Annotated in this window: 23 protein-coding genes; 12 read left to right on the top strand and 11 right to left on the bottom strand. The window is 61.3% G+C overall.

What is annotated here, in order from left to right:
- Nucleotides 1–165: 165 nt before the first annotated feature.
- A complete protein-coding gene (locus GFU70_RS23860; protein WP_058544129.1) occupies nucleotides 166–399 on the bottom strand; it encodes a hypothetical protein in 234 nt (77 codons plus the stop codon).
- Nucleotides 400–604: 205 nt separating this feature from the next.
- On the opposite strand from GFU70_RS23860, the gene GFU70_RS23855 reads away from it, so the two are divergent.
- A complete protein-coding gene (locus GFU70_RS23855) occupies nucleotides 605–1,189 on the top strand; it encodes a YajG family lipoprotein (protein ID WP_058544128.1) in 585 nt (194 codons plus the stop codon).
- 68 nt (nucleotides 1,190–1,257) lie between these two features.
- Here GFU70_RS23855 and GFU70_RS23850 read toward each other — a convergent pair whose 3' ends face one another.
- Entirely contained in the window at nucleotides 1,258–1,464 is a 207-nt protein-coding gene (locus tag GFU70_RS23850; protein WP_058544127.1) for a hypothetical protein, read from the bottom strand.
- Between the two features lie 274 nt (nucleotides 1,465–1,738).
- On the opposite strand from GFU70_RS23850, the gene GFU70_RS23845 reads away from it, so the two are divergent.
- Nucleotides 1,739–2,020 (top strand): hypothetical protein, encoded by a 282-nt coding sequence (locus GFU70_RS23845; protein ID WP_058544126.1) that lies wholly within the window; start codon nucleotides 1,739–1,741, stop codon nucleotides 2,018–2,020.
- Nucleotides 2,021–2,239: 219 nt separating this feature from the next.
- Here the strand turns inward: GFU70_RS23845 and GFU70_RS23840 are convergent, their stop codons facing one another.
- Nucleotides 2,240–3,406, bottom strand: a complete 1,167-nt coding sequence (locus GFU70_RS23840) for a 1-acyl-sn-glycerol-3-phosphate acyltransferase (protein ID WP_058543558.1) — start codon at nucleotides 3,404–3,406, stop codon at nucleotides 2,240–2,242.
- Nucleotides 3,407–3,545: 139 nt separating this feature from the next.
- Between GFU70_RS23840 and GFU70_RS23835 the strand changes: the two genes are divergently transcribed.
- The 3 genes from GFU70_RS23835 to GFU70_RS23825 are packed head-to-tail and all read left to right on the top strand — an operon-like array spanning nucleotide 3,546 to nucleotide 4,666.
- A complete protein-coding gene (locus GFU70_RS23835) occupies nucleotides 3,546–3,728 on the top strand; it encodes a CPXCG motif-containing cysteine-rich protein (protein WP_058543559.1) in 183 nt (60 codons plus the stop codon).
- A gap of 14 nt (nucleotides 3,729–3,742) precedes the next feature.
- Complete coding sequence (locus tag GFU70_RS23830; RefSeq protein ID WP_153388896.1) at nucleotides 3,743–4,003, top strand: putative signal transducing protein; 261 nt, start codon at nucleotides 3,743–3,745, stop codon at nucleotides 4,001–4,003.
- Between the two features lie 39 nt (nucleotides 4,004–4,042).
- Nucleotides 4,043–4,666 carry an SOS response-associated peptidase gene (locus tag GFU70_RS23825; RefSeq protein ID WP_058543561.1) on the top strand — a complete coding sequence of 208 codons (624 nt, stop codon included), beginning with the start codon at nucleotides 4,043–4,045 and terminating at the stop codon, nucleotides 4,664–4,666.
- A gap of 73 nt (nucleotides 4,667–4,739) precedes the next feature.
- On the opposite strand, the gene GFU70_RS23820 is transcribed toward GFU70_RS23825, so the two are convergent.
- The 3 genes from GFU70_RS23820 to algW all read right to left on the bottom strand — a co-directional run bounded on the left by GFU70_RS23820 (nucleotide 4,740) and on the right by algW (nucleotide 9,015).
- Nucleotides 4,740–5,459, bottom strand: a complete 720-nt coding sequence (locus GFU70_RS23820) for a DUF4198 domain-containing protein (protein ID WP_058543562.1) — start codon at nucleotides 5,457–5,459, stop codon at nucleotides 4,740–4,742.
- A 13-nt stretch (nucleotides 5,460–5,472) separates the two neighbouring features.
- Nucleotides 5,473–7,578 carry a TonB-dependent siderophore receptor gene (locus tag GFU70_RS23815; protein WP_153388895.1) on the bottom strand — a complete coding sequence of 702 codons (2,106 nt, stop codon included), beginning with the start codon at nucleotides 7,576–7,578 and terminating at the stop codon, nucleotides 5,473–5,475.
- Between the two features lie 276 nt (nucleotides 7,579–7,854).
- Nucleotides 7,855–9,015 (bottom strand): Do family serine endopeptidase AlgW, encoded by a 1,161-nt coding sequence (algW, locus tag GFU70_RS23810; RefSeq protein ID WP_058543563.1) that lies wholly within the window; start codon nucleotides 9,013–9,015, stop codon nucleotides 7,855–7,857.
- A 104-nt stretch (nucleotides 9,016–9,119) separates the two neighbouring features.
- On the opposite strand from algW, the gene GFU70_RS23805 reads away from it, so the two are divergent.
- The 3 genes from GFU70_RS23805 to cysN all read left to right on the top strand — a co-directional run bounded on the left by GFU70_RS23805 (nucleotide 9,120) and on the right by cysN (nucleotide 12,974).
- Nucleotides 9,120–9,878 carry a Nif3-like dinuclear metal center hexameric protein gene (locus tag GFU70_RS23805; RefSeq protein ID WP_153388894.1) on the top strand — a complete coding sequence of 253 codons (759 nt, stop codon included), beginning with the start codon at nucleotides 9,120–9,122 and terminating at the stop codon, nucleotides 9,876–9,878.
- Between the two features lie 270 nt (nucleotides 9,879–10,148).
- A complete protein-coding gene (gene cysD, locus GFU70_RS23800; protein WP_003178041.1) occupies nucleotides 10,149–11,066 on the top strand; it encodes a sulfate adenylyltransferase subunit CysD in 918 nt (305 codons plus the stop codon).
- A gap of 9 nt (nucleotides 11,067–11,075) precedes the next feature.
- Nucleotides 11,076–12,974: a sulfate adenylyltransferase subunit CysN gene (gene cysN, locus GFU70_RS23795; protein ID WP_116641350.1), complete on the top strand. Its 1,899-nt coding sequence runs from the start codon at nucleotides 11,076–11,078 to the stop codon at nucleotides 12,972–12,974.
- A gap of 75 nt (nucleotides 12,975–13,049) precedes the next feature.
- Here cysN and GFU70_RS23790 read toward each other — a convergent pair whose 3' ends face one another.
- The 3 genes from GFU70_RS23790 to GFU70_RS23780 all read right to left on the bottom strand — a co-directional run bounded on the left by GFU70_RS23790 (nucleotide 13,050) and on the right by GFU70_RS23780 (nucleotide 16,483).
- On the bottom strand, nucleotides 13,050–13,961 hold the full coding sequence (locus GFU70_RS23790; RefSeq protein WP_058543566.1) for an acyltransferase: 912 nt from the start codon (nucleotides 13,959–13,961) through the stop codon (nucleotides 13,050–13,052).
- Nucleotides 13,962–16,061, bottom strand: a complete 2,100-nt coding sequence (pta, locus tag GFU70_RS23785; RefSeq protein WP_058543567.1) for a phosphate acetyltransferase — start codon at nucleotides 16,059–16,061, stop codon at nucleotides 13,962–13,964.
- 83 nt (nucleotides 16,062–16,144) lie between these two features.
- Nucleotides 16,145–16,483, bottom strand: a complete 339-nt coding sequence (locus GFU70_RS23780; RefSeq protein ID WP_058543568.1) for a DUF3565 domain-containing protein — start codon at nucleotides 16,481–16,483, stop codon at nucleotides 16,145–16,147.
- On the opposite strand from GFU70_RS23780, the gene GFU70_RS23775 reads away from it, so the two are divergent.
- The 3 genes from GFU70_RS23775 (at nucleotide 16,452) to GFU70_RS23765 (ending at nucleotide 18,942) form a co-directional block, all read left to right on the top strand.
- Nucleotides 16,452–16,937 (top strand): FKBP-type peptidyl-prolyl cis-trans isomerase, encoded by a 486-nt coding sequence (locus GFU70_RS23775; RefSeq protein WP_003205467.1) that lies wholly within the window; start codon nucleotides 16,452–16,454, stop codon nucleotides 16,935–16,937. The genes GFU70_RS23780 and GFU70_RS23775 overlap by 32 nt on opposite strands.
- A 121-nt stretch (nucleotides 16,938–17,058) precedes the next feature.
- Nucleotides 17,059–17,541: a glutathione peroxidase gene (locus GFU70_RS23770; RefSeq protein WP_153388893.1), complete on the top strand. Its 483-nt coding sequence runs from the start codon at nucleotides 17,059–17,061 to the stop codon at nucleotides 17,539–17,541.
- A 297-nt stretch (nucleotides 17,542–17,838) separates the two neighbouring features.
- The gene (locus GFU70_RS23765) at nucleotides 17,839–18,942 is read left to right on the top strand and encodes an NADH:flavin oxidoreductase (protein WP_058543570.1); all 1,104 of its coding nucleotides are present in this window, start codon (nucleotides 17,839–17,841) and stop codon (nucleotides 18,940–18,942) included.
- A gap of 118 nt (nucleotides 18,943–19,060) precedes the next feature.
- On the opposite strand, the gene GFU70_RS23760 is transcribed toward GFU70_RS23765, so the two are convergent.
- A complete protein-coding gene (locus tag GFU70_RS23760; RefSeq protein ID WP_153388892.1) occupies nucleotides 19,061–20,260 on the bottom strand; it encodes a glycosyltransferase family 4 protein in 1,200 nt (399 codons plus the stop codon).
- A gap of 39 nt (nucleotides 20,261–20,299) precedes the next feature.
- The gene (gene cysZ / locus GFU70_RS23755) at nucleotides 20,300–21,055 is read right to left on the bottom strand and encodes a sulfate transporter CysZ (protein ID WP_153388891.1); all 756 of its coding nucleotides are present in this window, start codon (nucleotides 21,053–21,055) and stop codon (nucleotides 20,300–20,302) included.
- Between the two features lie 311 nt (nucleotides 21,056–21,366).
- Here cysZ and trxB point away from each other — a divergent pair, with 311 nt between their 5' ends.
- Nucleotides 21,367–22,329, top strand: a complete 963-nt coding sequence (trxB, locus tag GFU70_RS23750; RefSeq protein WP_003205459.1) for a thioredoxin-disulfide reductase — start codon at nucleotides 21,367–21,369, stop codon at nucleotides 22,327–22,329.
- The last annotated feature ends 191 nt before the right edge of the window (nucleotides 22,330–22,520 follow it).

Below are 22,520 nucleotides of genomic sequence, written 5' to 3'. Positions count from 1 at the left end.
CTCGATCTGTGTGGGCGGCTCTCTGTGGGCGTTGCGGGGTGCCAATACCTGGGTATCAGCGGTGTTGCGAGGCCCGATCAGGAGACGTCCTTATAATCGGGGGGAGATTGTATCGAAGAAACGCAGGGAAATGGTCGTGTTTAATGACTTTTATTAGCCGTCCGGTCAGATGGTCAACAGCTGCCGGCTGCGTGCGCGAGCACGAAGCGGTTGTACGCGGGCGCTGGCGGGCAATGGCTGGTGCAACCAGTTGAGACGGATCTCGTCGATTTCCACCCAGCCTTCACCCATGGGTTGCAGGCTGCACTGCTTGAATGCCTGGCAACGGCCATTGCGATCGAGCAGGGCGAAGCTGCGGTGATGAGGGCGCGGGGTGAACAGGGAAATAAGGAAGCGCATGATCGGATACCGGGTCAGGGAGCTTGGGATAAGCCTGACAGCGGGCCATGACATGCTGGTGTAAGGACCGTGACAATGGGGTGACAGGAACCGGCAATCGAGGCCCGTGTCAGACATTTCAGTATTCATCGTAAGGCGCTAGTTCACCGCGATGGCGCACCGCTATACTGCTGGCCTGTTTGTGCCCGATTCTGGAGAGAAGAGCATGTTGCAACGCCTGTTGTTCGGTTTGATCGCTGTGACCAGTCTGACCCTCGTCGGCTGCGCCCACAGCCCGCAACAACTTAACCCGGAGCCCAAGCTCAATGCCCAACTGGCGCCTGTGGGGCATGGCCAGCCGGTGGTGGTGCGGGTGGTGGACGGTCGTCCGTCGCCGACGCTCGGCACCCGTGGCGGGCTGTACCCGGAAACCAGTGTGATCACGGTGCAGGGCGCGCAGATCCTGCCCAAGCTGCAGGCCCAGGCTGAAGCTGCCGTGCGTTTGCTGGGCTTTACGCCGACCGCCAATGCCTTGAATGCACCGCAACTGACCGTGACCCTGGCCGAGCTCAAGTACCAGTCACCCAAGGAAGGCATGTACGTGACCGAAGCCACTATCGGCGCGACCTTCCGCTCCGAGGTACAGAACGCCAACCGCCGCTACAGCGGTCGTTACGGTGCTTCCCTGGACCAGCGCTTCGGCATGGCGCCTAACCAGGACACCAACACCAAGCTGGTCAGCGACGTCTTGAGCGATGCCCTGACCCGGCTGTTCAAGGACCCGACCATTGGCCAGGTATTGGCTGAGTAAGTCATAAGCCTTATATCCCTGTGGGAGCGAGCAAGCTCGCTCCCACAAGTTTTTTATGGGCAAGATTCTCAGGCTGCTTGGGAATAGAACTCCAGCACACTGATCCCGGTCAGCAGGTCTGTCTCCGGCAGGTCGGCATGTGGATGGCCGCCCAGGGCGCAATACACCAGCCAATGTCGGTCCTGCACGTTGAAGGACAGGCTGTCGACGAGGTTCTGTTGTTCGTCGCTTGGGCTGATGAGATAGAGGCGGTCCTGGTTTTCGGCGTGCAGCATGACGGGTTCCGTGCAGGTTTGAAGGGCGACAGAGTGGCCTAATCAGATGACGAAACCGTGACGTGAAGAATTAGAAGGTTTGCATGGCTGAGCTCTGGGGCTGCTGCGCGACCCAGCGGGGATAAATCCCCTCGCCACAAAGTCACTACGCCAGCCCCGAACATGATCGTTACTGGTCGGAAAAAACGGCGCAGGGCGGCAGGCTTTCGGTAGAATCCGTGCCCTGTTCGTAGGCCACGGACGTGTCCTGTCCGTTTTTCGCTTGAGGTTCGTGATGTCGCTGCATCTGTTTTCGTTGTTCGCCGCCCACCCCGCCAAACTGATCAACCTGCTCGCGTTGCTGTTTGCCTGCCCTGGCGGCTGGGTGCTGCATGCGACGCGCCGCCGCGAACAACGGGCGCGTGCCTGCCTTGAAGCGCGCAATCGCGAAGGCAACGAACGATTCGAAGCGCTGCTGGACCTGGCCACTCAGCGAATGAACCGGTTTTTCTACCGGTTTGGCTTTGGCTGCCTGGCGCTGGCATTGCTGGTGTCGTGGATCAGTACGCAGTTCTGACGAAATAGCCATGGCAAGGGCGTTTGCTCCCGCTGGGCTGCGCCCGCAGGAGCCGCGAAGGCGCTATGTAGGCGCTGTGTAGGAGCTGTCGAGTGCAACGAGGCTGCGATCTTTCCCCAGACACTTGAATCTCAAGCGAAAGATCAAAAGATCAAAAGATCAAAAGATCAAAAGATCGCAGCCTTCGGCAGCTCCTACACAACCCCCGCGGGAGCCGCTTTAAAGCGCCAACCCCGCCTTGACCCGATACTGATTTCGCACCGGCGTCGCATATTGCAGCACCAGGAACGGCCGGTGTTCCTGTGGGCAAGCGTCCAATCGGCGTTGCCATTCTTCCTGGGCCTTGGCCAGCTCTTCGGTACCAAACACCTCGGCAGCCGTGGGCACCTTCAACTGTGGGTCGGCGTCGGCCCATTGGGCATAAGCCAGGTAGTGCACCGGGAACAGGCGGTAGCCGCCGAGAATCTGCCGATCCATCTCCTGGGCCAATTGCTTGGTGTCCTCGAACAGCTCGGTGATGGGCGCGGCGAAATTCACGTGGACCCGGCCCTTGTAGCCGGTGATGCCCTTGGCGATGCTCACGTCGTCCTCGCCCGGGGCCTTGGTGTAGGTGCCGGTGGTGGCGCGGATGTACAACTCGCGGGCCTTGGCCTGGTCGCACGGGTCGTATTCGTAGCTGATCGACACCGGGGTGAGATTCAGTGACTGGATCACCTCGCCGAACGGCTCGTCCTTGCGGCTCATGTGGAACATCTTGAGGATCGCCGATTCGGTCCGGTCGTCACCGTCCTTGGCCCGTCCTTCGGCCTGGGCGATCCAGATCGAGGCGCAGTCGTTGCGGATCGAATGATTGATGTACGCCGACAGCAACTGGTACGCCGCCATTTTTTCCCGCCGCCCGGTGATGGAACGGTGCACGATGAAGCTCTTGTTCAGGCGCATCAGGTCGCTGACAAAGGGCTTTTGCAGCAGGTTGTCGCCAATGGCGATGCGCGGCGTTGGCAGGCCGGCGTGGTACACGGCGTAGTTGACGAAGGCCGGGTCCATCACGATATCGCGGTGGTTGGCGATGAACAGGTACGCACTGCCGGACTTGAATTGCTCCACCCCGGTATAGGTCACGCCATCGGTAGCGCGCTCGATGGTGTGGTCGACATAGAACTCCACCTTGTCCTGCAGCGTGGCGACCGAGGTCACACCGGCGAACTCACGGCGCAATCTTTGCGCTATAAGGGGTTTGAGCATCCAGCCGAAGGCGCCGGCCAGGCGTGGGAAGCGGAAGTGGGTGAGGATATCTAGAAACGCCTTGTCGCCGAGCAGTCGTGCCAGCACCGCTGGGACTTCGCTGTCGTCGTAAGGTCGGATGGCATCGAATTCGCCCATCATGCTCTCTTGTTGGAAACGGCTAGGGTAAGTAAAGGTTCGATCGAAAAAACGACAGGGCACGGCCTGGAAGATAAGCCAGACAAAAATAGCCCTGCAAACAGACCGGCGATTATACGCACAAGTCACCTGGGAGACCGCGATGCTGGAACAGGCTAGTTATGATTGTCCCTATTGTGGGGAGGAAGTAGAGACATCCGTGGACTTGTCCGGCGGCGACCAGACCTACATCGAGGATTGCCAGGTGTGTTGCCGGCCAATCAACTTTGTGCTGCAGGTTCATGGTGAGGAATGGCATCTCGAGGTCTTCAGCGAAAACGATTGACGGGGGCAACACCGATGCGGCGAATCTACGAACTGGAAAACCTGATGGAAGGCGAGTTGTTGCAAGGCATGCTTGCCAGCGAAGGCATCACGGCGCATCTGGTGGGGCGCGATCTGGTCGGTGGTGCGGGGGAATTGCCCATGCAAGGCCTGCTGGGGCTGGCGGTGGATGACGAGCAGGCGCAATACGCTCGGGAGTTGATCGCCGCTTACAATGCCGCACTGCCGTTGCCCGGCGATGAACCGGACAGCTACCCCGGTACGCTGGTCTGTTAGGCTGGCGGCCGTTTGTTCGATCAAGAGTCGTGTTGCCCCATGTGTGGACGTTATGCCCTGTTTCGCTGGAACCCCACTTTCGCGGCCCTGCCCGGTTTTCCCGCCGACCAGAAGGCCCAATGGAATATTTCGCCCAACGATTCGGTGCTGATTCTACGGGCCGGCGCCGAGGGCCAGCGCGAACTGGCCCGGGCGCGCTGGGGCCTGACGCCGCCGTGGCTGACCGACCTGTCCCGCACCCCGGCCCATGCCCGGGCCGAAACCGTGGCCGAACAACCGATGTTCCGAGAAGCCTTGCGCCTGCGCCGTTGCCTGCTGCCGGCCAATGGTTTCTATGAGTGGCGCGGCGGCACGCGCAAGCGGCCGTACTGGCTGACGCCGGGGGAGGGTTCGTCGTTGTTTTTTGCCGCGATCTGGGAGGCGTATCCAGTGCAGGAACAGGTGTGGCTGAGCACGGCAGTCATCACCCAGCCGGCGGCGGGTCAACGCCGGCCGTTGATCCTGGACGAAGACGGCCAGCGCCTGTGGCTCGATCCCGAGACACCATTGCATGCCTTGCAAGGGCTGCTGGCAAGCGAGCCGGCGCCACTGCGCGAGCGAGTGCTGGCCAACATGGTCAATGATCCGAAACTCAATGGGCCGGAGTGCTTGACCCCGGCTTGAGTTTTTCGGCGCTTGTATTGGCCTCATCGTCGGATCGCCGCTCGGAGCAAGCCCGCACTTTAGGTTCTGGGCGTCACTCGTGATGTGGCTCGCCGAGGAAGGTCAACGAGGTGAACACGCCACGGGTGGCCACGTCCTTGTTGTCCTTGAGCGCAATTTCCATCTGCGCCGCGATCACATTCAAGCCTTCGTTGCGCACCAGCACCTTGGCCCGGCCTTGCGCGTCGGTTTCAGTCGAGACGGTGTTCGGCGCGCTGCGGTAGTCACCCACCAGTTTCACACCGGCCGCCGGTTTGCCGTCCAGCAGCACCCTTACCGGCAGTGACTGGCCCGGGCCTACGGTCAGCGGGTCGACCTCCGGCATGATCACGAACTTGATCGGTGCAAGCGTCGGTAGTTTCGCCCCCGGTTCATAGATCGCCAGGCTGTACTTGAACGTATGGGTCGATTCGATCGCCCCGGGTACTTTGCTGCGACCTTCGTTGATCCACTTCTTGTCGGCCGTCTGGGACCACATGCCGTTGTCCAGGGCCACGGCCAGCACAGCCGGCGGCTTGAGCGGTTGCAGGCGGGCGTGGTCCGCCAAGCGTTCCACGGTGACGGGGATCATCTTGCCGCCCAGGTCATAGGCCCAGGCACCGCTGATTTTCTGCGCCTTGAAGGCATTGTCTTCGGCGCCATGGCCGTAGATCACTTCGATGTTGCCGCGACGCTGTTCGGTCCATAGGCCGTGGGCCGAGGCCTGTGTAGCCAAAAGCAGGCCGAGCAGGGCGAAGGTCTTGGGGTGTTTCATGCTGAGTTTCCTTTTACAGATCAAGGGTGAGACTGACAGTGAAATTGCGCGGCTCGCCGGGGGTGACCCAGTAGTTGCTGTAGGCGCGCTCGTAGTATTTTTCGTCGAAGACGTTGTTCAGGTTCAGGCCCACGGTGACGTTGTCGCTGGCTTTGTAATGAGCCAGCAGATCCACGGTGTGGTAGGCCGGCAGTTCGAAATCCTTGCCGGCTTCGCCCGAGCGATCGCCGACATACGTGAACGCCGCGCCGACATCCGAACCGCGCAGGTGCCCGTTCTGGAATTCGTAGACGCCCAGCAGGCTGGCGCTGTGTTTGGCGACGCCGAGGATCCGGCTGCCCGTGGGGATTTGCTCGTCACCCTGGGTCACTTCGGCATCGATGTAGGCATAGGCGCCGATCACCCGCACGGCGTCGGTCACTTGCCCGCTGAATTGCAGGTCGATGCCCTGGCTGCGGGCCTTGCCCATGGCACTGTAGAAATCAGTCCCCGCGACCTGAGCCAGGACGTTTTCCTTTTCTATATGGAACGCCGCCAGGGTGGTGCTCAGGCGGTCGTCGAACAACTCGCTCTTGATCCCTACTTCGTAGCCGACACCTTCCTCGGGATCGAAGGTTTTGCTGTCGGCATCCAGGCCGTTATTGGGCTTGAACGAGGTGGAGGCGTTGGCGAACAGGCCGACTTCAGGCGTCAGTTGATACAGCAGGCCGGCCCGCTGCGTCAGGGCGTCGTGACGTTGGCGGCTGGTGACGTTGGTGGTGTGGTCGTCGATGCTCTGCTCGAAATGCTCGTAACGCACGCCGAGCATGCCCCGCAGCTTGTCGGTGAAGACGATCTGGTCCTGAAGGTTCAGCGCGCGGCTTTGCACACGCTCGAAAAAATCGGTGCCGGTACGTTTGCCATCAGGCTTCGGCTGGCCGTAGACCGGTTGATAGATGTCGATGGGATAAGTGCCACCGTTGATGGTGGTCACGCGCTCGTTCTTGCGGTAGTCCTCGTATTCGCTGCCGATCAGCAGTTCGTGCTGCCACGGGCCGAGGTCGAACAGGCCACGCAATTCCAGTTGGGTGATGCTGTCGTGCCAATTGTTGTCGCGCTCGCGATAGCGGCGGTTCAGTGTGTGGCCGTCGGCATTCAGCGGTCGTGCTTCGGAGGCAAAGCCCCAGAGTTCACCCTGCTTGTAATGGCTGGCCAGGCGCAGTTGCCAGGTGTCGTTGAGCTGATGTTCGAGGGCGGCCTGGAGCATGTTGTTGTGATTGTCGATGTCGCCGTCGTTGGGCTCGCCCAAAAAAGTCGAGCGGGAGACACCACTCCAGCGGTTGTTCGGGGCGACGATGCCACGGTCGAACGTCGAGCTGTGGCGCACGATTTCGCTTTCCACCAGCAACCGGGTGTCGGGGTTCAATTGCCAACTGAGGGAGGGTGCGACGAAGACGCGCTTGCTGTCGACGTGATCGCGAAAGCTGTTGTTGTCCTCGACCGCCAGGTTGACCCGCGACAACAGGTTGCCTTCGGTATCCAGTGGCGTGTTGACGTCCAGTGCGGTGCGGTAGCGATCCCAACTGCCGGCGCTGGTTTGCAAGGTGGTGAAGGCTTCCGGCTGGGGTCTCTTGGTAACAATGTTCACCGTACCACCGGGATCGCCCCGGCCATACAGGCTGGCGGCCGGGCCCTTGAGCACTTCGATGCGTTCGATGTTCGCCGCGTCCGGCGTGCTCGGATACCCTCGGTTGGCGCTGAACCCGTCCTTGTAGAACTCCGACGTCGTGAAGCCGCGCACACTGTACTCGTAGAGTGTCAGGCCGCCGAAGTTGTTCTGCTTCGACACGCCGCCAGCGTATTCCAATGCCCGCTCGATGTTGGTGCTGCCCAGGTCCTTGAGCACGCTGGCGGGAATCACGCTGATCGATTGCGGGATGTCGCGCAGGGCCGTGTCGGTTTTGGTGGCACTGGCAGAGCGGGTGGCGCGATAGCCAGTGACAGGCCCGGTGGCGGATTCATAGTCGGACGTCACGGTGATGGCGTCCAGTTCCAAGGGCTGGGTTTCTTCGGCGTAGGCCGGATCGCCCAGCAGACCCAAAGCCAAGCTGGCGAGAGAAATCCGTTTGAGGGATGACATGTTATGTTGTTCCAATTTTTAGAATTGAAACAATATAACACTACTAATGAGAATTTATGCTATTTCTGATTTGCCAATCGGGCGTGGTTCCTTCGCTGGGAAAACACGCCCCCGCTGGACCTGTGTAGGCGCAGCGTAGGAGCAGTGTAGGAGCTGTCGAGTGCAACGAGGCTGCGATCTTTCCCCAGACACTTGAGTCCCAAGTGAAAGATCAAGATCAAGATCAAAAGATCGCAGCCTTCGGCAGCTCCTACAGAGCCCGGCGTATGACGCGGCTTACTGCTCTTCCTTGAGCACCACCGGCGCCGGCGGTGGGCGCAGGCCGATTTCAGCGGTGAGCTTGAGCTCCTTGCCGTTGCGCATGACCTGGATGGTCACTTTGTCGGTGGGTTTGATCCGCGCCACCTGGTTCATCGAGCGGCGGCCATCGCCGGCCGGTTCGCCATCGATGCTCAGGATCACATCGCCCAGTTGCAGGCCGGCCTTCTGCGCCGGGCCGTCGCGGAAAATCCCCGCCACCACGATGCCGGGCCGCCCGGACAAACCAAAGGACTCCGCCAGTTCCTGGGTCAGCGGCTGGACTTCAATGCCCAGCCAGCCGCGAATCACCTGGCCGTGTTCGATGATCGACTTCATCACCTCCATCGCCAGCTTCACCGGAATGGCGAAGCCGATGCCCTGGCTGCCGCCGGACTTGGAGAAGATCGCCGTGTTGATCCCCGTCAGGTTGCCGTTGGCATCCACCAGCGCGCCGCCGGAGTTGCCGGGGTTGATCGCGGCGTCGGTCTGGATGAAGTCCTCGTAGTTGTTCAGGCCCAACTGATTGCGCCCGGTGGCGCTGATGATGCCCATGGTCACGGTCTGGCCGACGCCGAACGGGTTGCCGATGGCCAGGGTCACGTCGCCGATGCGGATGCTGTCGGAGCGGCCGATGGTGATGGCCGGCAGGTTCTTGAGGTCGATCTTGAGCACCGCGAGGTCGGTTTCCGGGTCGCTGCCGATCACCCGGGCCAGGGTTTCGCGGCCGTCCTTGAGGGCCACCACGATCTGGTCGGCACCGCTGGTAACGTGGTTGTTGGTGAGGATATAGCCTTCCGGGCTCATGATCACACCCGACCCCAGGCTCGACTCCATGCGCTTCTGCTTGGGCGAGTTGTCGCCGAAGAAGCGCCGGAATTGCGGGTCTTCGAACAACGGATGGCTGGGTTTGTTGATGACCTTGGTGGTGTACAGGTTCACCACGGCCGGCGCAGCGGTGGTCACGGCATCGGCATAGGACACCGGCCCCTGCTGCACCGCCTTGGTTTGCGGCGCCTGCTGCAAGTTGACGTCGAGACTCGGCAGGCCGACCCATTCCGGGTAACGCTGGATAATCAGTAGAGCGACAAGCACGCCGGCCAATAGCGGCCAGCCGGAAAAACGCAGCGCCTTGAACATTAAGCACGTCCTACAAAGGTTGCAGGCGGTATGAGACCGCCCATAATGTCGCGCATTATACGAGGCCGCGCGCGCCTCTGAACGGGATATTTAGGAGTCTTTTCATGGCCGTAGCCCTGAACACCCTGGTTGAAGAAGCGGACCGTTACCTGACCAGCAGCCGGATTGCCGATTACTGCCCCAACGGCCTGCAGGTCGAAGGCGCGCCCCAGGTGATGCGCATTGTCAGCGGCGTCACCGCCAGCCAGGCCTTGCTTGACGCTGCCGTCGAGGCCGAGGCCGACCTGGTGCTGGTGCACCACGGTTATTTCTGGAAGGGCGAAAACCCTTGCATCACCGGCATGAAACAGCGTCGCCTCAAGACGTTGCTCAGGCATGACATCAGCCTGCTGGCCTACCACTTGCCCCTGGACCTGCACCCGGAGGTGGGCAACAACGTGCAGTTGGCCCGCCAGTTGGACATCACCGTCGAAGGGCCGCTGGATCCGGACAACCCCAAGATCGTCGGCCTGGTCGGCTCCCTGTCCGAACCGATGACGGCGCGGGATTTCGCGCGCAAGGTCCAGCAAACCTTGGGTCGCGAGCCCTTGCTGATCGAAGGCGAGCAGATAATTCGCCGGGTCGGCTGGTGCACCGGTGGCGGCCAGGGGTATATCGATCAGGCGGTGCTGGCCGGCGTCGACCTGTTCCTCAGCGGCGAGGCATCGGAGCAGACGTTCCACAGCGCGCGGGAAAATGGCATCAGCTTCATCGCCGCCGGGCATCATGCGACCGAACGCTATGGCATCCAGGCGCTGGGTGACTACCTGGCGCGACGCTTTGCCCTGGAGCACATCTTCATCGATTGCCCGAATCCGATCTGACTAACGCTGAACCAAATGTGGAAGCGGGCCTGTGGGAGCAAAGCTTGCTCGCGATGACGTCGGCACAAGCAACGCCGCTATCGCGAGCAAGCTTTGCTCCCACAGGGGTCACTGCCTCCCACAAAATTCACTGCAATGCCCGAACCGGCAGGCATATCCATATGCTGTTTCGATCTAGTTGGCGCCCTGATTAGAAGAGGTCGCTGTGCTAGGATTCCCCGCTCGAACACGGCCCGCTGGCCGTTCATAAGAATGTTTTCGTGAGTAGCCATGGTCGACAAACTGACGCATCTGAAACAGCTGGAGGCGGAAAGCATCCACATCATCCGCGAGGTGGCCGCCGAGTTCGATAACCCGGTGATGCTTTACTCCATCGGTAAAGACTCCGCCGTGATGCTGCACCTGGCACGCAAGGCGTTTTTCCCCGGCAAGCTGCCGTTTCCGGTGATGCACGTCGACACCCGCTGGAAATTCCAGGAAATGTACAAGTTCCGCGATCGCATGGTCGAGGAACTGGGCCTGGACCTGATCACTCATGTGAACCCGGACGGCGTGGCGCAGGGCATCAACCCGTTCACCCACGGCAGTGCCAAGCACACCGACATCATGAAGACCGAAGGGCTCAAGCAGGCCTTGGACAAATATGGTTTCGACGCCGCGTTCGGCGGTGCCCGCCGCGATGAAGAGAAGTCCCGCGCCAAGGAGCGCGTGTACTCGTTCCGCGACAGCAAGCACCGCTGGGACCCGAAGAACCAGCGCCCGGAGCTGTGGAACGTCTACAACGGCAAGGTCAACAAGGGCGAGTCGATCCGGGTATTCCCGCTGTCGAACTGGACCGAGCTGGACATCTGGCAGTACATCTACCTCGAAGGCATCCCGATCGTGCCGCTGTACTTTGCCGCCGAGCGCGAAGTGATCGAGAAGAACGGCACGCTGATCATGATCGACGACGAGCGCATCCTCGAGCACCTGTCCGACGAAGACAAGGCCCGCATCGTCAAGAAAAAAGTGCGTTTCCGTACCCTTGGCTGCTACCCATTGACGGGCGCGGTGGAGTCCGAGGCCGAAAGCCTGACGGACATCATTCAGGAAATGCTCCTGACGCGAACTTCCGAGCGCCAGGGCCGGGTCATCGACCACGATGGCGCAGGCTCGATGGAAGATAAAAAACGTCAAGGTTATTTCTAAGGGGCTGTCATGTCGCATCAATCTGATTTGATCAGCGAGGACATCCTCGCCTACCTGGGCCAGCACGAGCGCAAAGAGCTGCTGCGTTTTTTGACCTGCGGTAACGTCGACGACGGCAAGAGCACCCTGATCGGGCGCCTGCTGCACGACTCCAAGATGATCTACGAAGATCATCTGGAAGCCATCACCCGCGATTCGAAGAAAGTCGGCACCACCGGTGACGACATCGACCTGGCGTTGCTGGTCGACGGCCTGCAGGCCGAGCGCGAGCAAGGCATCACCATCGATGTCGCCTACCGCTATTTCTCCACCGCCAAGCGTAAGTTCATCATCGCCGATACCCCCGGCCATGAGCAGTACACCCGCAACATGGCCACCGGTGCCTCCACCTGTGACCTGGCGATCATCCTGGTGGACGCCCGCTACGGCGTGCAGACCCAGACCCGTCGCCACAGCTTCATCGCCTCGTTGTTGGGCATCAAGCACATCGTCGTGGCCATCAACAAGATGGACCTCAAGGACTTCGACCAGGGCGTGTTCGAGTCGATCAAGGCCGACTACCTGAAGTTCGCCGAAGGCTTGAAGATGAAGCCCACCACCATGCACTTCGTGCCGATGTCCGCCCTCAAGGGCGACAACGTGGTGAACAAGTCCGAGCGTTCGCCGTGGTACACCGGCCAGTCGCTGATGGAAATCCTCGAGACCGTGGAAGTGGCGGGCGACCGCAACTTCACCGACCTGCGCTTCCCGGTGCAGTACGTCAACCGTCCGAACCTGAACTTCCGCGGTTTCGCCGGCACCCTCGCCAGCGGCATCGTGCACAAGGGCGACGAAGTGGTGGTGTTGCCATCGGGCAAGAGCAGCCGCGTGAAATCCATCGTCACCTTCGAAGGCGAGCTGGAACACGCAGGCCCTGGCCAGGCGGTCACGCTGACCATGGAAGACGAAATCGACATCTCCCGGGGCGACTTGCTGGTGCATGCCGACAACGTGCCACCGGTCACCGACAGCTTTGAAGCGATGCTGGTATGGATGGCCGAAGAACCGATGCTGCCGGGCAAGAAATACGACATCAAGCGTGCCACCAGCTACGTGCCGGGCTCGATTGCCAGCATCGTCAACAAGGTGGACGTGAACACCCTTGAAGAAGGTCCGGCCAACGCGTTGCAACTCAACGAAATCGGCCAGGTGAAAATCGCCCTGGATGCGCCGATCGCCCTGGACGGTTACGAGAGCAACCGCACCACCGGCGCGTTCATCGTCATCGATCGCCTGACCAACGGCACGGTCGGTGCCGGCATGATCGTCGCCCAGCCGCTGGCTCACGGCAGCAGCACGCACCACGGCAAGCTGGCCCATGTGTCGGTGGAAGAACGCGCCCAGCGCTTCGGCCAGCAGCCGGCCACGGTCCTGTTCAGCGGCCTGTCGGGCGCTGGCAAAAGCACGCTGGCCTATGCGGTCGAGCGCAAGTTGTTCGACTCGGGCCGTGCGGTCTTTGTCCTCGATGGCCAGAACCTGCGTCATGACCTGAACAAGGGCTTGCCGCAGGACCGCGCCGGGCGTACCGAGAACTGGCGCCGTGCGGCTCACGTCGCCCGTCAGTTCAACGAAGCCGGCCTGCTGACCCTCGCCGCGTTTGTTGCCCCGGATGCCGAAGGCCGCGAACAGGCCAAGGCGCTGATCGGCAAGGAGCGTCTGCTGACGGTCTACGTCCAGGCCTCGCCAACGGTGTGTGCCCAGCGTGATCCGCAAGGCCTGTATGCCGCCGCTGGCGACAACATCCCGGGCGAATCCTTCCCGTATGACGTGCCGCTGGATGCCGATCTGGTGATCGATACCCAGTCGCTGTCGTTGGAAGAGAGCGTCAAGCAGGTGCTCGATCTGCTGCGCCAGCGTGGGGCGATCTAAGGTTCGCCGCCGTAACTAAAAGCCCGCAGATGAGTGATCATCTGCGGGCTTTTTCATTTCCAGAGAGCAACTCGGTCAACTGTGGGGGCTTGGATACTCCCGGTGCATCTGCGCAAGCAACGCATCCTTGTCCTGCCACAACTGGTTGATCCAACCCTGGAACTCCAGGCGATATACGCCATCCTGATCGTAGTTCTTGCCAATGAACTGCGGTGGGATCTTCAGTTCCTGGAAATGCACCACCACCTCTGCAACGTTGCCGCAGAGCAAATCCCAATACCCCGGACGACCGCCCGGATAATGAATGGTCACGTTGATGATCGACTCCAGTTGCTCACCCATGGCATCGAGTACAAACGCGATGCCGCCAGCCTTGGGCTTGAGCAGGTAGCGGAACGGTGACTGCTGCTGGGCATGCTTGCCTTCGGTGAAGCGCGTGCCTTCGACAAAATTGAAAATGCCCACGGGGTTGTTGCGAAACTTCGCGCAGGTCTTGCGGGTGGTTTCCAGGTCCTTGCCTTTCTTTTCCGGATGCTTTTCCAGGTACGCCTTGGAGTAACGCTTCATGAACGGGAACCCCAGTGCCCACCAAGCCAGGCCGATCACCGGCACCCAGATCAGTTGCTGCTTGAGGAAAAACTTCAACGGCCGGATGCGTCGGTTCAGTACGTACTGCAACACCATGATGTCGACCCAGCTCTGGTGGTTGCTGGTGATCAGGTACGAATGCTGGTAGTCCAGGCCCTCCAGGCCGCTGAGGTGCCAGCGGGTGCGACGCAGCAGGGTCATCCAGGCCTTGTTGTTGCTGATCCAGGCCTCGTGGATGTGGCTCATCAACCAATCGGTGAAGCGCTGGGCGGCGGGGAAGGGCAGCAGCAATTTGAAAATCGCCACGATGAACAGCGGCGTGCAGCAGGCGATAGTGTTCAGCGCCAACAGCAGCGAGGCAATCACGCCCCGCAGTGGAGCGGGCAGGAAATCCAGCATTTAAATGTCCAAAGGTCGGTTGGCGGCTTGGATCGCGGTCAGGGCGATGGTGTACACGATGTCGTCGACCTGGGCGCCGCGCGGCAAGTCATTCACCGGTTTGCGCAAGCCTTGCAGCATCGGCCCGAGGCTGACGCAATCGGCGCTGCGTTGCACGGCCTTGTGGGTGGTGTTGCCGGTGTTGAGGTCCGGGAAGATGAACACCGTCGCCCGGCCAGCCACCTGGCTGTTGGGCGCCAATTGCCGTGCCACGGTTTCGTTGGCGGCGGCGTCGTATTGCAGCGGACCATCGATCAACAAGCCATGCTGGGCCTCGTGGGCCAGCAGGGTGGCTTCGCGAACTTTCTCCACTTCTTCGCCACTGGCCGACTCGCCGCTGGAGTAGCTGAGCATCGCCACCCGTGGCGTGATGCCGAACGCGGCGGCCGAGTCGGCACTTTGCAGGGCAATTTCCGCCAGTTCCGCAGCGCTGGGGTGCGGGTTCATCACGCAGTCGCCGTAGACCAGCACTTCTTCGGGAAACAGCATGAAAAACACCGAAGACACCAGCGAGCATCCTGGCGCGGTCTTGATCAGTTGCAACGCCGGGCGGATGGTGTTGGCGGTGGAGTGGATGACTCCGGATACCAGCCCATCCACTTCATCCAGGGCCAGCATCATGGTGCCAATGACCACGGTGTCTTCCAGTTGCTGCTCGGCCATCGGTGCGTTCAGGCTCTTGCTCTTGCGCAACCGCACCATCGGCTCGACATAACGCTCGCGAATCGAATCCGGGTCGAGAACCTCCAGCCCCGGCGGCAGCTCGATACCTTGGGCACGGGCCACCGCCTCGACGTCGGCCGGTTTTGCCAGCAACACGCAGCGGGCGATGCCCCGGGCCTGGCAAATGGCGGCGGCCTGGACGGTCAACGGTTCGCTGCCCTCGGGCAGGACGATGCGTTTGTTGGCGGCCTGGGCGCGCTGGATCAACTGATAGCGGAACACTGCCGGCGACAGGCGCATTTCCCGTGGCGTACCGCAGCGCTGGTGCAGCCACTTGGCGTCCAGGTGACTGGCGACAAAATCGGTGATGATCTCCGCACGTTCGCGGTCATCGATGGGAATTTCCTTGTTCAAGCTGTTGAGCAGGTTGGCAGTGTCATAAGAGCCGGTGCTCACCGACAGCACCGGCAACCCCGCCTGCAAGGCACCGCGACACAAGTCCATGATGCGCGGGTCGGGCAGGGTGTCGCTGGTCAGCAGCAGGCCGGCCAGCGGCACGCCGTTGATCGCGGCCAGGCTCACGGCCAGGATGATGTCGTCGCGATCGCCGGGGGTCACCACCAGCACGCCGGGCTTGAGTAGTTCCACGGTGTTGCGCATGGTGCGGGCGCAAATGATGATGTTGCTCATGCGCCGGGTTTCGTAGTCGCCGGCGTTGAGCACCTGGGCGCCCATCAGGTCGGCCACGTCACGGGTACGCGGGGCGTTGAGTTCGGGGCGAAACGGGATGCAACCGAGCAGGCGGAAATCGCCGCTGCGCAGTAAAGGCGAGTGCTCCTTCAGGCGTGCGGAAAACGCCTCCATGCTTTCGTCGGTGCGGACCTTGTTCAGGATCACCCCGAGGACTTTCGGGTCCTTCGGCCCGCCAAACAACTGCGCCTGCAACTCTACCCGGCCAGACAGTTCGGTCAGCACTTCGTTTTCCGGCGCCGACACCAGGATGACCTCGGCGTCCAGGCTCTTGGCCAGGTGCAGGTTGACCCGGGCGGCGTAGCTGGCGTTGCGGGTCGGGACCATGCCTTCGACGACCAGCACGTCCTTGCCGATGGCCGCCTGCTGGTAAAGGGTGATGATTTCTTCCAGCAGCTCATCGAGCTGGCCGTCGCCAAGCATGCGCTCTACGTGGGCCAGGCCCAGGGGCTGCGGCGGTTTGAGGCCATGGGTGCGGGCCACCAGCTCGGTGGAGCGCTCCGGCCCGGTGTCGCCGGGGTGAGGTTGGGCAATGGGTTTGAAAAAGCCGACTTTCAGCCCGGCCCGTTCAAGGGTACGCACCAGCCCGAGGCTGATGGAGGTCAGGCCCACACCAAAATCGGTGGGTGCGATAAAAAAAGTTTGCATGCGGATTCTCTAAAGGAGCATGGCTAGTGTCCTGTATCACGGGACACCGGGCGCGGCCTATGACTGGCCGTCTACCGTCAAATTCAGTTGCCAAGGTTATCGCTAACCGGGCCCTGCGCGCACCAGCCGCAATCAAAGGGCTGGCCTATTTTTTCAATACGTTGCCCAGGGTCCAGCACCCAGGCCCGGGACTGCCACGGTGGCTGGTGGCGCAGGTGCTGGGTGTGGCCGCAGGACAGCTCGGCCACCCAGTGCCCGTCCTCGTCCTGATGGAAACCGGTGACCGTCGGTCTGTTCGAGCAGGCCCGTTTGTCCGGGTTCCGTTCGCTTTCGGGCAAATCCTTGTTTAGACTTGTCCGTTCTTCATTCTTATGCAAAAGGTCTCGCCCCATGCTGATCGCCGCCAATAAGGCTGTCTCCATCGACTATACCCTGACCAACGACGCTGGTGAGGTCATCGACAGCTCTGCCGGCGGCGCTCCGCTGGTCTACCTGCATGGCGCAGGCAACATCATCCAGGGTTTGGAAAAAGCCCTGGAAGGCAAAACGGTCGGTGACGACCTGAACGTTACCGTCGAGCCGGAAGACGCCTATGGCGAGTACTCCGCCGAACTGGTCAGCACCCTGAGCCGCAGCATGTTCGAAGGCGTCGACGAGCTGGAAGTGGGCATGCAGTTCCACGCCTCGGCACCCGATGGCCAGATGCAGATCGTCACCATCCGCGACCTGGAAGGCGACGACGTCACCGTTGACGGCAACCACCCGTTGGCCGGCCAGCGCTTGAACTTCAAGGTCAAGATCGTCGACATCCGTGACGCCAGCCAGGAAGAAATCGCCCATGGTCACGTCCATGGCGAAGGCGGCCATCACCACTGATTTGTGCGCTACGCTCAAATGACCAGTGAACTGGAAAGGCGCCATACGGCGCCTTTTTAGTCGGTTGCTGTTAGCATCACCCATGGCTGTTTCGAAAAGATCTGCAAACCTGGAGTTCGTCATGAGTGCTTTCCACGACCTTAAACTCAAAGCCCTGGATGGTCAGGAGCTTGCTCTGGCGCCGTTCAAGGGGAAAGTCGTGCTGGTGGTCAACGTCGCCTCCAAGTGTGGCCTGACGCCGCAGTACGCTGCGCTGGAAAATCTCTATCAGCAATACAAAGCCCAGGGCTTCACCGTGCTGGGCCTGCCCTGCAATCAGTTCGCCGGACAGGAGCCTGGGACCGAGCAGGAAATCCAGGAGTTCTGCAGTCTCAACTATGGCGTGACGTTTCCGCTGTCGAGCAAGCTGGACGTGAACGGTCCTGATCGTCACCAGTTGTACCGTCTGCTGGCGGGCGAGGGGGCCGAGTTTCCCGGGGACATTACCTGGAACTTCGAAAAATTCCTGCTCGGCAAGGACGGTCGGGTACTGGCGCGTTTCTCGCCGCGTACGGTGCCGGATGATCCTGCCGTGATCCAGGCGATTGAAAAAGCGTTGGCTTGATCCCCCTGGAAATTGCAGCTGTAGGAGCTGCCGAAGGCTGCGATCTTTTGATCTTTTGATCTTTTGATCTTTCGCTTGAGACTCAAGTGTCTGGGGAAAGATCGCAGCCTCGTTGCACTCGACAGCTCCTACACAGCTCACACAGCTTCTATGCAGCTTCTACGCAGCGCCAACACAGCCCTACGCAGCTTCCTTTTGATCCTTAATCACTCCAATCAATAGTGCTACCCAGCGCTCACCATGCTCCATATTATCGTCGTCATATCCGATCTATGACTTCGTCCCGTGGAGTGCCTCATGCCTGCAAAAGCCCTGTTCAAACCTTTCCACCTCGGCGCGCTCGAGTTGCCGACTCGGGTGGTGATGGCGCCGATGACCCGTTCGTTTTCGCCGGGCGGCGTGCCGAACGCCAAGGTCATCGAGTATTACCGTCGCCGCGCGGCGGCTGGGGTCGGGCTGATCATCACCGAGGGCACCACGGTTGGCCACAAGGCCTCCAACGGCTACCCGAATGTGCCGCATTTTTATGGTGACGCCGCGTTGGCCGGCTGGAAAAAAGTGGTCGATGCAGTGCACGCCGAAGGCGGCAAGATCGTTCCACAGTTGTGGCATGTGGGCAGTGTGCGACGCATCGGCACCGAGCCGGACGCCAGCGTGCCGGGCTATGGCCCGACCGAAAAGCTCAAGGACGGTCAGGTGGTGGTCCACGGCATGACCCAGGCGGACATTGACGACGTCATCGCGGCATTCGCCCAGGCGGCAAAAGACGCTCAAAGCATCGGTATGGACGGCGTGGAGATCCACGGCGCCCACGGCTACCTCGTGGACCAGTTCTTCTGGGAAGGCAGCAACCAACGCACCGACGGTTACGGCGGTAGCCTGGCCAATCGTTCACGCTTGGCGATCGAATTGATCCGTGCCGTGCGCGCGGCGGTGGGCGAGGGCTTCCCGATCATTTTCCGGTTCTCCCAATGGAAGCAGCAGGACTACACCGCGCGCCTGGTGCAGAGCCCTGAAGCCTTGGGCGAATTCCTCAAGCCGTTATCTGACGCCGGCGTGGATATTTTCCACTGTTCGACACGGCGTTTCTGGGAGCCGGAGTTCGAAGGCTCCGAGCTGAACCTGGCCGGCTGGACCCGCAAGCTTACCGGCAAGCCCACCATCACCGTTGGCAGCGTTGGCCTGGATGGCGAGTTCCTGCAGTTCATGGTCAACACCGACAAAGTCGCGCAACCGGCCAGCCTGGAAAAACTGCTGGAACGCCTGAACAACGACGAGTTCGACCTGGTGGCGGTAGGGCGTGCGCTGCTGGTGGATCCGGACTGGGCGCAGAAAGTGCGCGAAGGGCGGGAGCAGGAAATCCTGCCGTTCAGTCGCGAGGCGTTGATGACCCTGGTTTAAGCGGCGACTTGTAGGGCCTCATCGCGGGCAAGCCTTGCTCTCACATGGATCTTCAGTGAACACATGACTTGTGAACAGTTGATAATCCTGTGGGAGCAAGGCTTGCCCGCAATGCTTTTCAGCGTGGCGACACGGCCTGGGGCAGCGACGATTCGACCTGACAAACCCCGCGCAACTGCGCCTCGAACTGCTCGATCACCGACGCCCAGCCCTGGCGGCTGGCATGTTGGCGCGCATTGAGCCGCACGCAACGCAAGGTCTCGCGCTCTTCCAGCAGCCAACGGGCGGCATCGCAGAACGCCTCCTCATCTCCCGGCATTGCCAGCACGCCGTTGTAGCCGTGGCGAATATGCTGGGCCGCCGCAGCCTGATCGTAGGCCACCACGCCCAGCCCGGACGCCAGCGCCTCCAGCACCACATTGCCGAAGGTTTCGGTCAGGCTCGGAAAGACAAACACATCCCCAGACGCATAATGACTGGCCAGCGCCTCGCCGCGTTGCGAGCCACAAAAGATCGCTTCGGGCAGTTCCTGCTCCAGGGCGCAGCGCTGCGGGCCGTCGCCGATTACCACCAGTTTCATCCGTCGTCCCGGGAACGCGCGGCACAGCGTGGCGAAACTGCGTTTGAGCAGCCCGAGGTTTTTCTCCGGAGCCAGGCGTCCGACGTGGATCACCGCGATGTCATCCTCGCCCAGGCCCCACGCCTCCCGCAGGCTCGCCGAACGCTTGACCGGATGAAACAGTTGGCTGTCCACGCCGCGTGAGAGCAGCGCCACGCGCTCGAAATGTCGTCGCTCCAGTTCCAGGCGCTGGCTGACGCTGGGCACCAGGGTCAGGTTGGAGCGGTTGTGAAACCAGCGCAGGTAATGGGTGAGCACGCGACTCAACAGTCCGAGGCCGTACTGCTGGGTGTATTGCTGGAAATTGGTGTGGAAACCGCTGACCACCGAAATGCCCAAGCGTCGTGCCGCGCGCAGGGCCGACAAACCCAGCGGTCCTTCGGTGGCGATGTACAGCACGTCCGGACGATGGCGTTTCCAGCGCCTGAGCAGTTTGTGCATCGACGCCTGGCCCCACTGCAAACCCGGGTAGCCCGGTAGCGGCCAGCCCCGGCACAGCAACAACTGCTCGTCACTGGCCTGGCGTTGGTCGTCGACCTGGCGCGGCCGTATCAGCTCGACCTGATGCCCGCGGGCGCGCAGGCCGTCGTACAGGCGGCCCAGGGTATTGGCCACGCCATTGATTTCCGGCGGGAAGGTTTCGGTGATCAGGGTGATATGCAGGGGTGTGGTCATGACCCCAGTGTCGACCGGGGCCATTTCGTCATTGTGACGACAGGATGATGGATTTGTGACGGCTCAGCCCTGGCGGGCCAACGCGGTCTCGGCGCCTTGCTCACGGACCCAGAACAACGTCGCGCCGGCCACCGCTGCGGGCATCATCAGGATGTTCACCACCGGGATCAGCAGCACCAGGTACACGCTGCCGCCAAAGCCCAGGCTCTGCCAGCGTTTTTCCCGCAGCCAGGCGAGCATCTCGTTCCAGCCCAGCTTGTGGTTGTCCGCCGGGTAGTCGATGTACTGGATCGCCATCATCCACACGCCGAACAGCAGCCACAGGGGGGCGGCCACCAGATTGACCACGGGGACGAACGACAGCACGAATAGCCCCAGGGCGCGGGGCAGGAAATAGCCGAGCTTGCGTGCTTCCCGGCTGAGGGTCCGTGGGATCATGGCGATCAACTCGGCCCAACTGAAGGCCGGAAAGTCGTCGGTGCCACGGATGACCACTTCGACTTTTTCCGCGAGAAAACCGTTGAACGGCGCGGCGATGACGTTGGCAAGCATGGTGAAGGTGAAAAACACCATCAGCACGACGAGCACCACGAACAGCGGCCAGAGCACATAGCTGAGGAAACTGAGCCAGTCTGGCAGCGACGGCATCAGCGTATCGACCCACAGGCTGAACTGATGGCCGGCCAGGTAAATCAATCCGACGAACAGCACCAGGTTGATCGCCAGGGGCAAGAGTACGAACAGGCGCAGGCCCGGGCTCAAGACCAGCTTGAGGCCCTCTCGCAAATATTGCGGGCCGGACAGGACGGGGGCGGGCATAGGTGGCTCCGAGCGAAGGTAAACGCGCCGACCTTACCGGCTTTGCCCTGCCCGGGAAAGCGGCGACATGGCGTGTAACAACGTTTCTTGAGGCGATGGCGCCTATTGAAGGGACCGTTGGGGATAGAGCCCACCTATGAGCTGGATTGTTAAACCGTATTTCCTTAATCTTCGCTCCCTCGATACGCTGCACCCATTCTTTTCCAGGACTGTCGAACCCAAGCCTTCCCCAAGTGCGTCAACGGTCCTTTTTTATTCACGCCGCTCACCCGGCGTTCCGGCCCGCAAGGTCCGGTCAACAGGAGCAGGTCATGTCTGAAGTGCGTCATTCGCGAGTGATTATTCTCGGTTCCGGCCCTGCCGGTTACAGCGCTGCGGTTTATGCGGCCCGTGCCAACCTCAAGCCGCTGCTGATCACCGGCATGCAGGCCGGCGGTCAATTGACCACCACCACCGAAGTCGACAACTGGCCGGGCGATGTCCACGGGCTGACCGGTCCGGCCTTGATGGAGCGCATGAAGGAACACGCCGAGCGCTTCGAGACCGAGATCGTTTTCGACCACATCAATGCCGTGGATTTCGCCGCCAAGCCATACACCCTGACCGGCGACAGCGCGACCTACACCTGCGATGCGCTGATCATCGCCACCGGTGCCAGTGCTCGCTACCTGGGCCTGCCGTCGGAAGAAGCCTTCATGGGCAAAGGTGTTTCCGCCTGCGCCACCTGCGACGGTTTCTTCTACCGCAACAAGCCTGTGGCTGTGGTTGGTGGTGGCAACACCGCCGTTGAAGAAGCGCTGTACCTGGCCAACATCGCCAGCACGGTCACCCTGATCCACCGCCGCGAGACCTTCCGCGCCGAGAAGATCCTGATCGACAAGCTCAATGCCCGTGTCGCCGAAGGCAAGATCATCCTCAAGCTCAACGCGACCCTGGACGAAGTGCTGGGCGACAACATGGGCGTGACCGGTGCCCGCCTGAAGAACAACGACGGCAGCTTCGACGAGATCAAGGTTGACGGCGTCTTCATCGCCATCGGCCACACCCCGAACACCTCGCTGTTCGAAGGCCAGCTGGAACTCAAGGACGGCTACCTGGTGGTCAAGGGCGGCCGTGACGGCAACGCCACTGCCACCAGCGTCGAAGGTATCTTCGCGGCCGGCGACGTGGCCGACCACGTCTACCGCCAGGCGATCACCTCGGCCGGTGCCGGTTGCATGGCAGCCCTGGACACCGAGCGCTACCTCGATGGCCTGCAGAACGCTTCGTTCTGATTCAGCGGGCACAAAAAAACCGGCTTCGGCCGGTTTTTTACTGCCTGTCACATGATCAACGGATGGACACCGAACCCTTGTGGGAGCGGGCTTGTTCGCGATGACGGTATGTCAGTCAACATCGATGTCGGCTGACCTGACGCTATCGCGAGCAAGCTCGCTCCCACAGGTTTTTTGCGTGGTCAGGAACA

Origin of the sequence: Pseudomonas brassicacearum (assembly GCF_009601685.2) — a bacterium.
GTDB classification, from domain to species: domain Bacteria; phylum Pseudomonadota; class Gammaproteobacteria; order Pseudomonadales; family Pseudomonadaceae; genus Aquipseudomonas; species Aquipseudomonas kilonensis_B.
Note: the sequence above shows the minus strand (reverse complement) of the source record. Positions and strands in the feature narration are given on the sequence as shown.

Bases quoted from the DNA above. Each gene is read 5' to 3' on its own strand.
- GFU70_RS23860 (WP_058544129.1), bottom strand. From the start codon at position 399: ATGCGCTTCCTTATTTCCCTGTTCACCCCGCGCCCTCATCACCGCAGC.
- GFU70_RS23855 (WP_058544128.1), top strand. From the start codon at position 605: ATGTTGCAACGCCTGTTGTTCGGTTTGATCGCTGTGACCAGTCTGACC.
- GFU70_RS23850 (WP_058544127.1), bottom strand. From the start codon at position 1,464: ATGCTGCACGCCGAAAACCAGGACCGCCTCTATCTCATCAGCCCAAGC.
- GFU70_RS23845 (WP_058544126.1), top strand. From the start codon at position 1,739: ATGTCGCTGCATCTGTTTTCGTTGTTCGCCGCCCACCCCGCCAAACTG.
- GFU70_RS23840 (WP_058543558.1), bottom strand. From the start codon at position 3,406: ATGATGGGCGAATTCGATGCCATCCGACCTTACGACGACAGCGAAGTC.
- GFU70_RS23835 (WP_058543559.1), top strand. From the start codon at position 3,546: ATGCTGGAACAGGCTAGTTATGATTGTCCCTATTGTGGGGAGGAAGTA.
- GFU70_RS23830 (WP_153388896.1), top strand. From the start codon at position 3,743: ATGCGGCGAATCTACGAACTGGAAAACCTGATGGAAGGCGAGTTGTTG.
- GFU70_RS23825 (WP_058543561.1), top strand. From the start codon at position 4,043: ATGTGTGGACGTTATGCCCTGTTTCGCTGGAACCCCACTTTCGCGGCC.
- GFU70_RS23820 (WP_058543562.1), bottom strand. From the start codon at position 5,459: ATGAAACACCCCAAGACCTTCGCCCTGCTCGGCCTGCTTTTGGCTACA.
- GFU70_RS23815 (WP_153388895.1), bottom strand. From the start codon at position 7,578: ATGTCATCCCTCAAACGGATTTCTCTCGCCAGCTTGGCTTTGGGTCTG.
- algW (WP_058543563.1), bottom strand. From the start codon at position 9,015: ATGTTCAAGGCGCTGCGTTTTTCCGGCTGGCCGCTATTGGCCGGCGTG.
- GFU70_RS23805 (WP_153388894.1), top strand. From the start codon at position 9,120: ATGGCCGTAGCCCTGAACACCCTGGTTGAAGAAGCGGACCGTTACCTG.
- cysD (WP_003178041.1), top strand. From the start codon at position 10,149: ATGGTCGACAAACTGACGCATCTGAAACAGCTGGAGGCGGAAAGCATC.
- cysN (WP_116641350.1), top strand. From the start codon at position 11,076: ATGTCGCATCAATCTGATTTGATCAGCGAGGACATCCTCGCCTACCTG.
- GFU70_RS23790 (WP_058543566.1), bottom strand. From the start codon at position 13,961: ATGCTGGATTTCCTGCCCGCTCCACTGCGGGGCGTGATTGCCTCGCTG.
- pta (WP_058543567.1), bottom strand. From the start codon at position 16,061: ATGCAAACTTTTTTTATCGCACCCACCGATTTTGGTGTGGGCCTGACC.
- GFU70_RS23775 (WP_003205467.1), top strand. From the start codon at position 16,452: ATGCTGATCGCCGCCAATAAGGCTGTCTCCATCGACTATACCCTGACC.
- GFU70_RS23780 (WP_058543568.1), bottom strand. From the start codon at position 16,483: ATGGAGACAGCCTTATTGGCGGCGATCAGCATGGGGCGAGACCTTTTG.
- GFU70_RS23770 (WP_153388893.1), top strand. From the start codon at position 17,059: ATGAGTGCTTTCCACGACCTTAAACTCAAAGCCCTGGATGGTCAGGAG.
- GFU70_RS23765 (WP_058543570.1), top strand. From the start codon at position 17,839: ATGCCTGCAAAAGCCCTGTTCAAACCTTTCCACCTCGGCGCGCTCGAG.
- GFU70_RS23760 (WP_153388892.1), bottom strand. From the start codon at position 20,260: ATGGCCCCGGTCGACACTGGGGTCATGACCACACCCCTGCATATCACC.
- cysZ (WP_153388891.1), bottom strand. From the start codon at position 21,055: ATGCCCGCCCCCGTCCTGTCCGGCCCGCAATATTTGCGAGAGGGCCTC.
- trxB (WP_003205459.1), top strand. From the start codon at position 21,367: ATGTCTGAAGTGCGTCATTCGCGAGTGATTATTCTCGGTTCCGGCCCT.